We start from the raw sequence: 16,880 nt of genomic DNA on the forward strand, positions 1-16,880 counted from the left end.
TATAGGTTATTTATTCAAAAGTGGCTCGCAAGATAAACGAAATAGTATCACTATTAATGCATTTTCGATATCTAATTACATATTTTCGTCTTCTTCCTTATTTATTTTACTGTTTTTTTGCCCATACACAAAATATATCACCAAGCCCAAAGCTAGCCAAATACCAAGCCTATACCATGCCTCTATTGGCAATGAGGTCATAAGATAAACACAAACAATGATACCCAAAATTGGGACTAATGGAACCAGTGGCGTTTTAAAAGCCCTAGGTATTTCTGGGCTTTTGACCCTTAAAATCCATACTCCAGCACAAACAAGACTAAAGGCAAACAGAGTACCTATACTCACCATATGCCCCAGATCACTAACGGGTACAAATCCGGCAAAAAGTGAAACAAAAACCATAAAGAACAAATTGGTTTTCCAAGGCGAGTGAAACTTTTTATGGACTGCTCCAAAGAACTTTGGTAATAGACCATCTGTGCTCATGGAATAAAACACCCGACTTTGTCCTAATAACATCACAAGCATAACCGATGTGTAACCCGCCAATATTGCAATGATTAAACCATTTTGAAGGAAGCCATATCCAGTCTTAGCAAAGGCCGTAGCTGCAGGTTTGGCGTCATTGGCAAATTCTGTATAATGGACAAGGCCTGTCATTACATGTGAGAATAAAACATAAAGTATGGTACAAATGATTAAGGAGCCCAATATCCCGATTGGCATACCCTTTTGAGGATTTTTGGCTTCCTGAGCTGCGGTGGATACCGCATCAAAACCAATAAATGCAAAAAATACTACGGCAGCTGCCGTGGCAATTCCCGTCCAACCAAATTGACTCCTTACTCCTGTATTTTCTGGAATATAAGGCACATAGTTTTGTGGGTCAATGTGACCCCAGCCAAGTGTTATAAAAAGAATGACTACCGCAATTTTTAAAACTACTAGAATATTATTCATTCTAGCCGATTCGTGCGTTCCTCTAATTAATAATAGGGATAATAAAACCACAATAACCACTGCGGGAAGGTTAATGTAACCACCATTGACGATAGTTCCATCTGCTAACTCCAGCACTTCATAAGGGGAACAAACAAAATTTACGGGTAAGTGAATACCCCAAGAGCTCAAAAGTTCTAACAAGTATCTCGACCAAGAAACGGCCACCGTGGCAGCACCTAATGCGTATTCTAAAACTAGATCCCAACCAATAATCCAAGCTACAAATTCTCCCATTGTGGCATAAGAATAAGTATAAGCACTCCCTGCAACTGGAATCATAGAAGCAAACTCTGCGTAACATAGTCCGGCAAATGCACAACCTACTGCTGCAAGTATAAATGAAATGGTGACTGCTGGGCCTGCATGATTCGCGGCAGCAATACCGGTTAAGGAAAATAGTCCCGCTCCTATGATTGCCCCAACTCCCAATGCTACTAGACTGGTGGAACTAAGTGTCCGCTTTAATTCATTCTTTTCTCCAGAAGCAGACTGTACCAGCTTATCAATTGACTTTTTAGCCCATAAATTTGATGCCATCAGAAATATTTCTTTGTAGTTAGGTCGTTGATTACCGCAATATAAACGAAAAAAAGAGGTTTGAAAGACAAACCTCTAAATAAGTACTATTACCTCCACGTCGCACCTCCTAAAACTTGGGGCACGACAATGACTTTTTTCTCCTTCGCGGGCTTTGGCTTTTAGAAGTCTCAAATGGGTCAAATTGATAAGCTATTGATATTTCATGAGAACCTCCTGATGATGCTCCTAATCCACTAATGGTCAAATCATAACTATATCCGAAAGAAAAGTTATCGAATCTAAAACCAACTAAAGCCACTAAAGCATCATGATTCAATGCATTCGTATCGTTTTTCTTAATGGGGATTCCTCTATACCAAAGACCAAAAGTCAAAGGGCTATATGTAACGTAGGCTCCCAAATCCAACTGGTTAAATTTTCCTTGTTGTTTATATAGGAAGGTTGGTATTAAAACAAATTCTTTGTTTCCCGTAGTGGATAAGTCTGCCAATGGAATATTCAAACCTCCATTTACCATTATTTTCCTGGGAAGATTGTCACCTGTTGAAGTAAAAGCCATATCCGGTTGTGTAAGGTGATGCACCGAAACCCCCAAATATGCCGACGGATTATAATACAAAATACCTCCACTAAAGTCCACAAACTTAACGGTACTCCCTGAATTAGCTAAAGGATCTGAAGAAACTCCACCAGTATATCCATTATTATCAAACTGATCTGGGAATGTTAAACCGTTAGAGTCGAAGGTTCTGTTTGAGCTGGTAGCTTGTACACCCATTCTTAAATAATGGTCATCTATTAAATTTAACTGATATGAATAAAAGCCCGATATCTCTGTATTCTTTAATCTAGAAGATCCTTGCTGGTCGTTTACGACCATTAAACCTACGCCACTATTGAATTTGTCTATATAGTGGTCTACAGAAACGGCAGAAGTAGTATAATTAGCAGCTAATGAGGGCCATTGATTTCTATAATTGAAAATCAGCCTTGGTGCATAGCCTCCACCCGTAAAGGCAGGATTATGATACATGGGAGCAGCATAAAACTGAGAAAACTGAGGGTCTTGAGGAAATGCTTCTAGCCCAGATACCAAAAACAATAAGATGTAAATGCTTTTTTTCATTTAATCACATTCTGTATTTAAAGATACATTAGGTCTAATATACAATTTTCATTCCAATTATATGAAGCTCCCCATGAATCTCAAACATAAAGCCTCTTGAGCAGTGAAGTTTATCTAAAATTTGATAAAATTAACCTTCACTAATCAGAAGACTTATAAAGAACGCATTAACGAAAAATAAATTACAAGGCTTTACCTGCTTTGTTTAAGCCTGATTGATTCTGAAACAGATTTACATCGGCCGCCACCATTTCTTTCACCATCATTGGCAGGTCATATTTAGGCTCCCAACCAAGTTGAGTTTTGGATTTTGTAGGATCTCCAATTAATAATTCTACCTCCGTTGGTCTATAGTATTTCGGGTCAACAGCCACTACAGTTTCACCTATGGCCACTTGAAATTCTGGATTAGAACAAGCTACTACTACAGCAACTTCCTTTTCTTCAGAGCCTTTAAATTCTAGGGTAATCCCAACTTCTTTGAAAGCCATCTTTACAAAATCTCTAACGGTGGTGGTAACACCCGTAGCAATTACAAAGTCCTCCGGCTTTTCTTGTTGTAAAATCAACCACATGGCTTCAATATAGTCCTTAGCATGGCCCCAGTCTCTTCTGGCATCCATGTTTCCAAGATAAAGACAATTCTTCTTGCCTAATGCTATCTGTGCTACTGCCCTTGTAATCTTTCTTGTAACGAACGTTTCACCTCTTAGCGGAGATTCGTGGTTAAACAAAATACCATTACAAGCAAACATATCATAAGCTTCCCTATAATTCACTGTAATCCAATACGCATACATTTTCGCCACCGCATAAGGAGAACGTGGATAAAATGGTGTGGTCTCTTTTTGAGGAACCTCTTGAACAAGGCCGTACAATTCAGAAGTTGAAGCCTGATATATCCTTGTTTTTTTTGTCAAACCTAAAATCCTAACCGCTTCTAAAATTCTAAGTGTACCTATGCCATCGACGTTCGCGGTATACTCAGGTGAGTCAAAACTAACCTGAACATGAGACATGGCTCCAAGGTTATAAATTTCATCCGGCTGAACATCTTGAATGATTCTAATGATGTTTGTAGAATCACTTAGATCGCCATAATGTAACACAAACCTCACATCTGCCTCATGAAGGTCTTTATAAATATGATCTATTCTATCTGTGTTGAATAATGAAGCTCTTCTTTTAATTCCGTGAACTTCATATCCCTTCTCAAGTAAAAACTCAGCCAAATAGGCTCCGTCCTGACCTGTTACGCCAGTAATAAGTGCTTTTTTCAAAATCGATTAATTTATTTTTAAACCTTTTTGGACATCTACATTGTCCATTACCACTTTGGAAGAAGAAAACCTCCCTACTATTGATGCATAATACTTGTCTGCATCCATCTTCTTTAAAAAATCTCCAACCTTAACTCTGTAAGTTGGTTGACTGTACGACTCATAAATTTCTAACTCAGGATAATGTTGTAAGATATACGATTTCGCTATCTCAAAACCTTCTCTACTATTACCAGAAAAAATCTGCAAACGATAACCTGGAAGCTCTGTAATAGAGGCATTATGTTTTGAAATGTCATCTAGAACTTTATCAATTTTTTCATTATCGCTTTTTAAAGACACCGGCACATAAGCATTTCTATCAAGCTCTTTTTCTTCCGCTTTATTGTTCACGGGTTCTTTCATCATTTTCATCTTTGGTCTAACCCCTGCAAGAGACTCTTCATAATTCGAAACCTCAGAAGAGCCCTCCGACTTATTAGAAGTAATGTTCCTTGCACAGGAAACCAGTATTGTAAAAGAAAGAATCAGGTATATGATATACTTCATGAAAACGAAATTAAAATCTAAAATCCATGCCTTTTGAATTTACAAAATTATATGAAATATTGAACATTTTATGGAAACCAGTAAAAATGACCTACCTAATAATAAATTTAAGCGTTCGAAAGGCTTCAATGTCTCCAAAATTAAATTCTATTCCGTAACTTGATTATAAATAACTTAAAGCCATTAGACCTTGATATCTTTCAAACGAATAATTCAACTTTTCCTTATTATGTTTTTGGTAAGAGGGCTCGAATTGAATGCTCAATCTTCAAAGAAAACATCGATTTGGTTGGAGTCAAGTTTATTCTTGGCCAATGAAAACAAGGCTCCATTTTGGCTTCATGCCAATAATTATGGAGAAACACCTAAAACCTTACCTTCTTTACAGCTCAAATTCTCACTTCAAAACCAATATGACAGCACCAGAAATACGGTGGGTAAATTAAAGTCAGTTGATTGGGCATATGGCATTACAGCATTAAGTAATTTCAATAAGAACACTGAATTTCTGCTTTCTGAAGCCTTTTTAAAAGCACGCTGGAAATCATTAGAACTTTATATTGGGCGAAGAAAGGAAATCTTCGGATTGACCGATACATTGAGTACCTCAGGTTCTTACATCTGGTCTGGAAACGCCCTACCCATACCTAAAGTACAATTGCATACGCCAGGGTATGTTCCGATTGAAAAAAAAGGCAGGGTCTCTATTAAAGCCGGAATATCACATGGATGGTTTGGCAAAGACAGTGTCGTTTCAGGTCATTTTTTACATCAAAAATGGCTGTATCTAAAACTCGGCAAAGAAAACGCAAAGGTTAAGTTTTACACCGGCATCAATCATCAGGCTATGTGGGGAGGATATTCTGAAATCTTGAAAGACGTTGGGGGACCAATCCCACCGACCATAAACGGAGACTTGGCTCCTTATCCATTATACTCTTACCAGTACCTACTCCTTCCTTTTTTACAAAAAATTGTACCTCCTAATCCCCAAAAAGTAACAGGATATGACGGAGGTCTTGCCATCGGGAATCAATTAGGATCTATTGATATTGGCACAGAAATAAGAATTAATAATTGGAAACTTTACGTTGGCAAACAGCAACCTTATGATTTCGGTCGCTCAGTTAAAAACTTGAATAATATAGAAGATGGACTTTATACAGCCAGTTTCACCTTACCATATTACAGTCTAAATAAACTTACTTTTGATTTTTTCTATTCAAAAAGTCAGGGAAGGACAAGGTTTGGAAAACTAAATGAAAGCAACTACGGCGAGGTCGACAACTATTTTTTCCATGGCGTTTATCAAAGCTGGTCCTTTAAGAAAAGAATAATTGGAAACCCTTTTATCATTTATGAATCTGAAAACGGGGCACTTAGGTACAACAATAGAGTTAAGTACTTTTCTATCATATTTAAGGGGGATTTGAAATTTGCCAAGTATGAAATTAGGCATGCCTATTCTCTTAATTATGGAACTTACGGCAAAGAATTGCTAAAAAAACAACATTCATCAAATATACTTCTTCAAAAGACATTAAGCCCCAGATGGTTTTTACAACAAATATTTTCTTTAGATGAAGGCACGTTATACTCTTCCTCTTTTGGCTCTAGAAGCTCATTGAGGTATATATTTAAATAATTTTTTATTATTCAAGGCGAACATGCTCTATCAAACCATTAAATAATATTTGTTGACAAAACTGCCGTATTCTAATTACCTTTATAGTCCCTTAATATGAAACGGAATGGCAAAGTTAAATATTACTAAAATTAACTTCGTTGCATTTGGTATATACCTTTTGCTATGGGTGCCTCTGTTATCATTTTCTCAAGACCTATGCGATGGCAATAATAACTTAAAGTTGATTCCAGATGGATTTGAACTATTAACTCCAGACGTAGGCTGCGGACAATATACCGTAAAACTAAAGGACAAAACTGGAGGTTCAAATATTAAATATAACTATTACTACCAAGGAAAACGCTTAACTTCTGCTGATTCAAGTTTACCTATTAATAATTCACAAAACACCTATTTTGAACCCGAAAAAACCTCCAATTATACGATTCTTCAATTTGGTCAAGATAACTCGGGGAAAGACTTTTACTCCTGCAAAAATGTTAAAATCTACCCAAACGCTAAAGCAAAGTTCAGCTTCAGCACTTGTAATATCAATGTCCTAGAAATTAGTATTCCTTTAGATTCCACAAATAATTTTGATTTCTACGAAATCGACTGGGGAAACGCAAATATTCAAACTGTAAATAAAGCTGACTTACCTTTTACTAAAAGTAAAACCGTTGATGAAAGTCAAACTTTCTCTGTGGAAGGATTTAATGACGAAAACCCAAGCTCTTGCTCATCTAAATCCTCATTTCAACTTGGCTCAAATTCAGGACAAAAAGAATCTTACTTATCTATTGACAAATTAGAATTAGTGGATTCTAAAACCGTAGAACTTTCATTTAATGGTTCATATTCAAGCTCAGGATATTTTCTTTTTTTAAACGAAAATTCAGGTCTAGTAAATTTAGACAAACCACACCTCAGTAAACTCCAACCTGGAAAGGTACAAATTAGTCTTCCAGACGAATCTAAGAGCTTTTGTATCACTCTTTCAAGAAGTGAAGAATGCGGAGGAACCGAAAGATCCCCCGATTTTTGCACAACCCCTATTATTTCTTTAGAGACTGACGGTATAACCAATCATTTAGAATTTATCCCACATAAAAATGAATTCTATGATATAATAAGTCTCAATCCTTCCTTAGGGAAAAGAGAAAACAAACTAGAACTAATTTATTGGGATGATCTTAGCAACAAAAATGACTCCACAATAAATTCATCAAAAGGGCAAATAACCCATCCATTCCAGTGCGAAAAAAGCATCTGTTATCAACTAAAAACCACAAGCAAAGGCTTCTTTGCTAATAAGAATTTTGAGACTATCATTTTATCAAATGTAGTTTGCTTCAACGACAGCAGTTTCATCCCTGAAAAAATCACCGAATTATATACATCTGTTTCTCAAACAGAGAATAAAGTAGATATTTATTTTGAAGATGATAGCAACTGGAAACTTGAACGTAATTCCTACTATTTATATAGAGAAAATGGGGATAACTATAAATTGATAGATAGCACTATAAATCTTAACTTTTCAGACTATCTTTTTAATGAGAACTCTTCCAATTGCTATAAAGTCAGCTTTAAAGATGTATGTGGTTTCCAATCCTTGCTTTCACCAGAAGTCTGCTCCATTTACTTAGAAACAGATTTTTCCGAACAGTTATTTTGGGAGTCTGCGAATCCATTTTCTTCATACATCACAAACAATTTCGAAATATATCAGATCGATGAATTTACGGGAATTAAAACACCTGTTTTTTACGATACTGAATTAACCACTAACAGCTATAATCCCAATCTGGTTGGTGTAGAAAACGAAGCAAAGTTTTTAATAAAAGTTACAAATAGCATTGGACAGCAATCCTTTTCAAACACAGTAAGTATACCTATCAAAACCGAACTTTTCATACCAAATGCTTTCTCACCTAATGGAAACTTTGAAAAAACTAAAGATTTCAGACTATTTGGTAACTTTGGAACTCTTCAATCTTTCAATATCAATATTTACAACAAATGGGGAGTATTAGTTTTCAATAGTACATCCCCTGCTTTTAAGTGGGATGGTACATTTAAAGGACAGACTGTAAGCCGGGGAGTTTATCCATATACATTAAGTTACACAAGCAAAAAAGGAGAGACCACTAATCTTGGTGGAGCGATTAACATATTTTGATTTAATGACGTTTAAAATATTACTATTATTAATTTCCGTACAATTCCTATCCATTCCTCTAAGTGGTCAGAAGTTAATCAAGAACAATAAATATGCACTTAGCTCTTCATTGTTCATCTCCAACTCCGAGAAGCTGCCCTTTTGGTTGCAAACTAATCAATATGGAGAAGTCCCTTACGAATCGCAATTCGTACAACTAAAAGCCTCCGCTCATCATGAATATGATAGCCTTTACACGAAAAATAAAGACCTAAATAAGTTCAGCTATGGGTATGGAATTACTGGTTTTTTAAATGCTGGAAAAGTTAACCGTGCTACTTTTTCTGAAGTTTACATGAAAATCCGCTATCGCTCTTTCGAACTATACTCAGGAAGAAGAAAAGAGATTTTAGGCCTAGTAGACTCAACACTTACTAGTGGCTCATTTGTTTGGTCAGGCAATGCCTTGCCTATCCCAAAGGTTCAAATCGCTACACCCAATTATGTACCTATCATTGACAACGGTCTAGTCTCAATCAAAGGTTCCTATGCACATGGTTGGTTTGGCAGTACAGACTCGGTAAAAAACTACTACCTACATCAAAAAACTTTCTACACCCGAATTGGGAGACCTACTTGGAAGATTAAGTTTTATGGAGGATTTAATCATCAAGTACAGTGGGGAGGACAACCGACCGTTCCGTGGTATGATAGTAAAACAGAACAAATTATAACAAAATACCCTTCTGATTTAAAGACATATATCAACGTCGTTTCTGGCTTAAGCCTAAACAGAAAATTGGACGCTGGACTGGACAAAGATGGCGTTCCCTATAACGAAGCATTTAATAGAGCGGGTAACCACCTTGGAACAATTGATGTAGCCTTAGCATTCGAAACGCTTATTGGAAAGCTTTTTATATATCGTCAAAGTATCTATGAAGATGGCAGTTTGTTTTACTTAAGTAATATTAGCGATGGTTTATTAGGTATAACTTTAAGTCCTTCTTTAAAAACAAACTCCAAAGTCAAACTTAGAAAAATTAACTTTGAATACTTAGACTCTAGAAATCAAGGAGGTAAAGGAGGAAGTGGAAATATAATCCCAGAACTAAGGGGACGGGATAATTACTTTAACAACTCTCTATATGAAGACGGATGGACATATCAATCGATAACTTTGGCCAACTCTTTTTTTCTACCCATTAGCGAATACTCTTTTTTAATACCCTACTCATCTAAAACTATTGATTATCAGGTTTTTAACAACCGAATTTTAGCTTTAAACTTTAGCAGTATGGTATCCTATAATAATCAAAACTTCGTTGCAAAATATGCAGAAAGTAAAAATTATGGTAATTATGGGTTTGCGTTCAATGAACTAGTTCAACATTCCTTATTTTTGGGTTGGAATACAAGAATTAAAAGCTATGTGTTAAATGTTGCCGTGGCAAGTGACTGGGGCGATTTTTTAGGTAACCGAACAGCTATAAACCTTGGTCTAACTTGGAACTCAAATCAATAATATCAAGGGATTGATACTCCGAATTTTGACTTATATATTCTGGCACCAAGGTTTTCAACTGAGACACCAAAGATATCTTTTCCTCATTTAAGCTTTTACTTAAACGTTCTATTGCAGTACTTAGTTCTTCGGTATTGCATGACTTGACTTTCGATATCATTATTTTCGGATGATGGGTAGGCAAAGTTGCTTCTGCATCATTTAATAACTCTTCAAACAACTTTTCTCCAGGCCTTAACCCAGTTATCTTTATCTCAATATCCTGACCAATTTGAAGGCCGGAGAGTTTTATCATCCTCTTGGCTAAATCATATATCCTAACCGGCTCCCCCATTTCAAAAACAAAAATCTCTCCGCCTTTACCCATCGTACCTGCTTCCAAAACAAGCTGGCATGCTTCAGGTATAGTCATAAAATATCTTATAATTCGTTTATCAGTAACTGTAATTGGTCCTCCATCTTCAATCTGCCTTTTAAACAAAGGGATGACTGAACCATTAGAGCCGAGTACATTACCAAACCTTGTTGTTATAAACCTTGTTTTATTTTGATTTACATTGAGACTTTGAACATACATTTCGGCTAATCTCTTAGTTGCACCCATCACATTGGTTGGATTTACCGCCTTATCCGTTGAAATAAACACAAATCTATCTACTTTATGTTTCAAAGAAAGGTCTGCAATATTTCTAGTACCTAAAACATTGACTTCTATTGATTTATTAGGATAAGCTTCCATCAAGGGTACATGTTTATATGCCGCTGCATGAAAGACAACATTTGGTTGCTCCTTCTCAAAAACATTCGTTAACTGCACTTTGTCCAAAACACTTCCTACAAGGGAAATACATTCAATACTCGTTTGTTTTCCTAATCTTTTCAGCTCAGTTTCTAAGTCGTATAATGCCGATTCTGCCTGATCTAACATAAGAACCTTTTTAGGTTCAAAACGTATGACTTGTTTAACAATTTCACTTCCTATGCTGCCTGCTGCTCCCGTTACAAGAATCACCTTACCCCTTAAAAAAGAACTTACAAGTCTATTATTTAAAGTAATGGGATCACGTTCAAGAAGGTCTTCAATTCTAATACTTTTAATTTGACTAGAACTCAATTCCCCATTCATCCACTGTTTTACCGGTGGAATAATTTTAATGGTTATTCCTGTTTCTAACAATTCATCAATGATTTCATTTTTCCTAGTTGAGCTTATACCTTGTATAGCAAATACTACTTCTATGGATTTAAGCATTTTAATATCTCCTTTTAGATAGGAAGTTATTGCAACTTTTCTGCTTATTACCCTAACCCCTTCAATAGTTTTACCTATCAATTGAGGATTATCGTCAATAAATGCCAAAACCTCATATCTCAATCGTTTATCTTGTTGAAGTGTATTCTTACTAATTCTGCCTAAATAACCTGCTCCATATATAAAGACCTTTTTTTCCACTTTGAATGAATTCAATAATCTTTCATAAGTACTTTTTACCATTATTCGGCTAAAAATCAGCCCCATTGAAACGATAAAAAAACCAATGATAATGATGGAAATTGGAACATGAAAATAGGGAGACAAGATCTCAAAATCTATATAATTGAGAACAATTAATACAAGACTAGATAAAGAGGTGGCTTTAAAAATATTAACAGCATCTTCTATACTTGTATGCCTAATGATTCCAGTATAAGTCTTAAAATAAATAAATGCCGCTGTTCTTAGAACAACTACAATTATTAATTGGTACTTAAAAACCGAGGCATCAAAGTATCGAAAATCAAAATTAAATTCTATAAAAGAGGCCAATACAAAAGAGCAACAGACAATAATAATGTCCATCAGCAATATGAGCCATTTGGAAACGAATTTTTCGGATACCGATTGTAAGTATTTGTTCATGTGCATATTAAAGAATCTAAATTTACCTAATATTTGAATACAGCAGTTCCAATATCAGTGAAATTTATTATTCGGTATAACAATTCTACTAAACATTAAAAATCAAAAAATACCAGCCATCCTTTTTTTTCTAAAATAATGCATTGCAAATAGAGAAATCAACAGCGGCAGATAAAATAAAATATTCCCAAACTCAAAATTTATGATAAAAATATTCATCCATAATTGAACGGTAACAAAAAGGGAACTGACTTGCAAATGGGTCCATTTATACTCATGAACTAAGATTTGGAAAAAATGCTCTTTATGTGCTTCAAATATATTTTTCCCCTTTAGAAGTCTATAGACTAAAGTATAAATAGTATCTATTCCATAAACAGCCAAAAAAAATACATACTTCCATTCGCCGCTTTCAATGATTAGAAGAGCTAAACAAAAAACTATAATATATGCCATACTCACACTACCTACATCACCACAAAATCCAATAGCCCTTTTTCTGAAATTAAAGAAAAGAAAAACAACGACACTTAAGCCTACAGTAATTAAGAACTCGTCATTTATGAAACTACTGGTTGTTTTAAGGACGAAATAAAAAGTTAATAAAGTCAATAAACTGTAAGCTCCAGTAATACCATTAATCCCGTCCATGAAATTATAGGCATTAAGAATTCCAATAGAAAATATTAGGCACAGGGGTACCCACAAAAAAGAAATATTAAGACCGTTCTGATACAATTCCATTCCTAATAGACCGATACCTAAAAACTGGATAACAACGCGATAGAGATTAGGTAAAGGTTCTATATCATCAATGAAACTTATCACCCCAACCATAAATAACCCAATGGTAAAATAGAGATACTCAAAACTGTGCATTCCAAAATATAATAGCACTGCAAAACCAAATATAAACCCAATACCCTTAATCGTATGGTCATTATGTGCACTTCTATGATTGGGAATATCGAGAATACTATATTTTCTAGCTAGTTGAAAATACAACAATTCAACGACAAAAAAGAGAACTAACAACAAGATCATTGACAAAATATCCATTTCTTAATTAAAGGAGTTAAATGTAGAGAGAAGCCCTTCCTTCGAATTTATTGGCAATTCTTGGCCAATGGCTTTCACTATCTTTTCATTAGAGACCATATAGCTTTCGGTTAGCTTTTGTAACCTTTCCGTTGTAAGCGGCAGTTTTAACTTATCACCAACTTTTGCAATAAACCAGATTATACTCGTCGGAACCGAGAGTATTCTGGCATTTTTCCCTAAAGATTCTCCCATTAATTTTATTACCTCTGTAGTAGAAAGAGTCTCATTATCTGCCAGTGTATATATGCCAGACTCAATTCTATCATTTTGGATTAATTCATTAATCACAAAACTTAAGTTTCCAACACTAAGGAAAGAACGTTTGTTTGAAAAACTACCAAGTGGATAAGGAATCCCTAGTTTTACAAGACCGTAAAGTAGGTTTAGGTTTCCCTTATTCTTTGGACCATGGATCATACAGGGTCGCAAAATATAGAGTCTTGTTCCAGCCTTTTGGTTTTGAATAAGATATTCTTCGGCAGCAAGTTTCGATTTACCATATGCCGTTATTGGAAAAGGAATGGTTTTTTCATCTACAACTCTTAAGGGTTTATCTGCTACTGCTTTCACCGAACTCATATAAATGAAGGTATCTGCGTTAGATTCACAAAACGCCTTATAAATCCATTTGGTCAGTTCCGTATTAACTTCATAATATTCGGACTCATTGCTGGTCTTCTTTAAGTCATGTGCCTTACCCGTCAGATGAACGAATACTTTAATATCATCTGATGTGGTAATTAACTTCTTATTCCTTAAAGAAACGGATTCAGTCGTAATATTCTTTGATTTGCAAAAAGCCAATAGGTTTTGTCCTACAAATCCAGAAGCCCCTGTTATTAAAACACTCATTTACCAAAAAAAACATGACAAATACAAAAAGCCCTAATTTCAAAGGGCTTTTTGTATTAAAAATATTACTAATAATTTACTTCTAGCAGCAATAATTATTTCAATTGTGCTTTTAGCGTTTCATTCTCTGCTTTAAGAGCCTTAACATCTTTATTCAATTCAATCATATAAAGCGTCAATTCCTCTATTTTTTCCATAAACATTTTAGAAGTTTGGGCAACATCCAACCCACGATCAGCCATTTCTTCAGCTGAAGGAACATTCGGAAGATGCTTATTTTCTAATGTAAACGTTTCAACCTCTTCCAATGACATTAAATCATAAGCAGGTTCGAATACATAATCGGCCCAATCTCCTGAAGATGCCAAGGCAACTTTAACCTTTTCTGTTAATATTCCTCCTTTCACTAATAAATTATATCCTCCTCCAGCAACTCCCGCAGCAGATCTTTTTGCTACCGGAACATCTCCAATAGTAACATACTTGGCATTAAAATCACCATAGATAAGTGGAGTTGGTGTATTTGAGTTCGCAATATAAAGTTTATCAGATCCCGTTTCATTATATGCCGCATTATAACCAATAAAAGTATTTCCCGAACCTGAAGAGTTATTATAACCTGCATTATAACCTATAGCAAGATTTGACGATCCTGTGACATTTTCATGAAGCGTATTTACGCCTATACCTATATTATAACTTCCATTTGTTAATCTATATAGAGCATGAATACCTAAACCAACATTAACCTGACCAGTTGTATTATACCTCAGAGCCCTAGTACCGATTGCAAAATTATTACTACCAGATGTATTTAACTCAAGGGATTGTCTTCCATAGGCTACATTATTTAAACCCGTTGTGGTAGACTTTCCCGAAGAGTAACCCAAAAAAGTATTGTCTGGACTAATTGAACCAGATTTTTCAGTTGATATCTTGAAATTAATTGGCACACCAGCAGGGGTTCCAATATAACTATTTGAAGTTGCAGCCGCTTTTGTCCCTGACCCTGTTGTATTACCATCAAGAGACCAACCATTAATATCAGCTGTGGCCACTGATTTAGCCTCGGTCGGAGAAAGTTGCGACCACTGCTCTCCATTAAAGAAGTGAAAACCTTTAATTTCATTTGTTTGATAGATTAACAAACCATTTGCTGGATTATTAATTGAATTACGTTCAGTTAAAGTCATTCTAGGTATTAACAATCCCTTCTCAGCCGATTGAATATCCAAAACAGCGGAATTATCAGGACTTGTAGTTCCAATTCCAATATTATTTTGTGCTTTTGCTGGACTAATCCACAATGCGGCACCAATTAGTAGCAGTATTTTGTAATGTTGTTTCATATCATTAATTAATTTAAATTTCTTAGATATAAAGCTATGCTCAATTTTTATCATTTAAAAGGTTGGATATGTATTTTTATTAAATGGTTTTAAGCTTTTGACTAAAAAAGTGCTTTTTCATACAAGAGAAGATATTTTCGACTGAAACGGATTTCTTTACTAATACTGAATTTTATCCAAAAACTGTACATAGAGGTTAGGTGTTCCTTGTATCAAGTTATCTCCATTATAATAATTCTTCAAATGAGACCGATGTAAGGAGTCATAATATTTAGGGTCTGCTGATTAAGTCAATAACTGGGAGTATTGGAAATTTATGGAGAATCTCAATTGGTTTCGGAATAAATGGATTTGCTTCTGAACAATTATAAAAATGCATAGGGGTGCATCCCCTATCATTTTGACGAGGTTGAGCACCATTAGGATGGAAGCAATCCATGATTGACTTGTGTTTGAGGTTCGGGCATTTATTCTCCCTAATCCATAAGCTTTTTTAGCTTGACCAAATTTACCCTCAATCGGATTCCTTTCTCCTGGACTTACAGAGCTCTTAACTCCCGCCTTTGGTCTTCCAAGTGGCTTGGCTGCAAGTAGTATGCCCAGTTCTTTTAGCGTCTTCCTATTACTGCGGGTACAATATATTTTATCTACTAAAACCTTTTCTGGGTAGTGTTTAAATCGTTGCTTAAAGTCTTCAACACTGCTGATTAAGTATCCTCCTTCGTTAAATGCATCCCAAGAAAACTTGTCTAAAAAAGCGTATCCGTTCATTAGTGATACTTGTATTTTAGCTCCAAATTCTACTTTGGCACTTGCCTTCCCTCTCACAATTGGCCTGACATGTGGTTGAGGAATACTTACAATTCGATCAGCCACACTGTGGGTTTGATTGCTATACATTTGATGTTGTTGCTGAAACAATTCCCTACAAACCAACATGTATTTGAAGTCTGTTTTATCTAAAGGAAATTTTGGATATTCGTCCAGAAGCCTATCTATCCCTTTAAGGTTCCTTTTCAGGCTAGTTAACAGTGACTTTATCCCGTTTTTTAATTTCCCTTTTGGCTTTGATTTCATCTGAGCAACATTCAGATAGTGTTTTCGAGCCTTTTTAGAATCCCTTCTAGGTATCATTTTATGTAATGATTTCGAATAGAGCTTTCCAATCAGTTCATCTGTTTTCTGCCTAGCATCATTGAGTAAATCTAAATCTGTGGGATAGGCAATGTCTTGAGGGCAAGCCGTGGCATCAATTATCAATTTCCCTTTATGTGTAATCGACTCTAATGATTCCAGTGGTATAATGTCGGATTGAGAATAGGAAAGGATCATTTCATTGATCTCCTTAATTCTATCAATTGATAGTCGCTTTCTGAATCCAACAAAAAGAGATGGGTCAAATGGTTCTTCATGCGTAAAGCCTGTATATCCAATGAAGTATTGCATGTACATATTCTCCCGGATTTGTTGAACCGTCTCTCTGTCACTCAAATCACAAATATGTTTGATAATGATGGAACCTATGGCCACCCTAGGGTTAATCGAATCGGCACCAAACTTAGAATTCTTTAAAGAACCGTTGTAAATACTCACCAGTTTATCCCATGGAATCTTATTGGCAAGAATAATCCATCTGTTATTAGCATCGAGTTTAGTAGAAAATGAGTGTCAAATCCATCTATAGAAAGCTGATTCTGACTAACATAGGAAACCTTCGATGCTCGAAATTTGAGAGCCTTGGGCATATTATTAGCATTATAATAGAATAAAAATAACCCTTAATCCCTAAATATCAATCAAGTGGGGGTTTTTCAGCAGACCATAAATAATGCAAGATAATTAACCCCCTTGAAACCGTAATCGCT

Annotated in this window: 11 protein-coding genes and 1 pseudogene; 3 read left to right on the forward strand and 9 right to left on the reverse strand. The window is 35.4% G+C overall.

The genetic code is table 11. The annotated features are described in order from the left end of the window. Positions 1–75 precede the first annotated feature (75 nt). The 4 genes from ACSBFT_RS17415 to ACSBFT_RS17430 all read right to left on the reverse strand — a co-directional run bounded on the left by ACSBFT_RS17415 (position 76) and on the right by ACSBFT_RS17430 (position 4,500). A complete protein-coding gene (locus ACSBFT_RS17415) occupies positions 76–1,542 on the reverse strand; it encodes an amino acid permease (RefSeq protein ID WP_489601731.1) in 1,467 nt (488 codons plus the stop codon). A gap of 109 nt (positions 1,543–1,651) precedes the next feature. Continuing rightward, on the reverse strand, positions 1,652–2,671 hold the full coding sequence (locus tag ACSBFT_RS17420) for a PorP/SprF family type IX secretion system membrane protein (RefSeq protein WP_463045278.1): 1,020 nt from the start codon (positions 2,669–2,671) through the stop codon (positions 1,652–1,654). Positions 2,672–2,853: 182 nt separating this feature from the next. Continuing rightward, entirely contained in the window at positions 2,854–3,951 is a 1,098-nt protein-coding gene (gmd, locus tag ACSBFT_RS17425) for a GDP-mannose 4,6-dehydratase (RefSeq protein ID WP_489601733.1), read from the reverse strand. Positions 3,952–3,957: 6 nt separating this feature from the next. Beyond that, positions 3,958–4,500 (reverse strand): hypothetical protein, encoded by a 543-nt coding sequence (locus ACSBFT_RS17430; RefSeq protein ID WP_489601734.1) that lies wholly within the window; start codon positions 4,498–4,500, stop codon positions 3,958–3,960. Between the two features lie 229 nt (positions 4,501–4,729). Between ACSBFT_RS17430 and ACSBFT_RS17435 the strand changes: the two genes are divergently transcribed. The 3 genes from ACSBFT_RS17435 to ACSBFT_RS17445 all read left to right on the forward strand — a co-directional run bounded on the left by ACSBFT_RS17435 (position 4,730) and on the right by ACSBFT_RS17445 (position 9,813). Further along, positions 4,730–6,145: a capsule assembly Wzi family protein gene (locus tag ACSBFT_RS17435; protein ID WP_489601736.1), complete on the forward strand. Its 1,416-nt coding sequence runs from the start codon at positions 4,730–4,732 to the stop codon at positions 6,143–6,145. Between the two features lie 106 nt (positions 6,146–6,251). Next, positions 6,252–8,309 (forward strand): T9SS type B sorting domain-containing protein, encoded by a 2,058-nt coding sequence (locus ACSBFT_RS17440; RefSeq protein ID WP_489601738.1) that lies wholly within the window; start codon positions 6,252–6,254, stop codon positions 8,307–8,309. Between the two features lie 4 nt (positions 8,310–8,313). Then, on the forward strand, positions 8,314–9,813 hold the full coding sequence (locus ACSBFT_RS17445; RefSeq protein WP_489601740.1) for a capsule assembly Wzi family protein: 1,500 nt from the start codon (positions 8,314–8,316) through the stop codon (positions 9,811–9,813). Here ACSBFT_RS17445 and ACSBFT_RS17450 read toward each other — a convergent pair. The 5 genes and pseudogenes from ACSBFT_RS17450 to ACSBFT_RS17470 all read right to left on the reverse strand — a co-directional run. After that, the gene (locus ACSBFT_RS17450; RefSeq protein ID WP_489601742.1) at positions 9,776–11,653 is read right to left on the reverse strand and encodes a polysaccharide biosynthesis protein; all 1,878 of its coding nucleotides are present in this window, start codon (positions 11,651–11,653) and stop codon (positions 9,776–9,778) included. The two genes, ACSBFT_RS17445 and ACSBFT_RS17450, sit on opposite strands and share 38 nt — an antisense overlap. A gap of 162 nt (positions 11,654–11,815) precedes the next feature. Next, positions 11,816–12,772, reverse strand: coding sequence for an MraY family glycosyltransferase (locus ACSBFT_RS17455; protein ID WP_489601743.1), 957 nt, complete (start codon positions 12,770–12,772; stop codon positions 11,816–11,818). Between the two features lie 3 nt (positions 12,773–12,775). Further along, positions 12,776–13,666: an NAD-dependent epimerase/dehydratase family protein gene (locus ACSBFT_RS17460; protein WP_489601745.1), complete on the reverse strand. Its 891-nt coding sequence runs from the start codon at positions 13,664–13,666 to the stop codon at positions 12,776–12,778. Between the two features lie 95 nt (positions 13,667–13,761). Next, positions 13,762–15,069 carry a hypothetical protein gene (locus tag ACSBFT_RS17465; protein ID WP_489601746.1) on the reverse strand — a complete coding sequence of 436 codons (1,308 nt, stop codon included), beginning with the start codon at positions 15,067–15,069 and terminating at the stop codon, positions 13,762–13,764. A gap of 231 nt (positions 15,070–15,300) precedes the next feature. Then, positions 15,301–16,668 (reverse strand): annotated as a pseudogene (locus tag ACSBFT_RS17470) (IS5 family transposase); the annotation flags it as partial. Between the last annotated feature and the right edge of the window lie 212 nt (positions 16,669–16,880).

Source organism: Arcticibacterium sp. SM2516, from assembly GCF_057914865.1.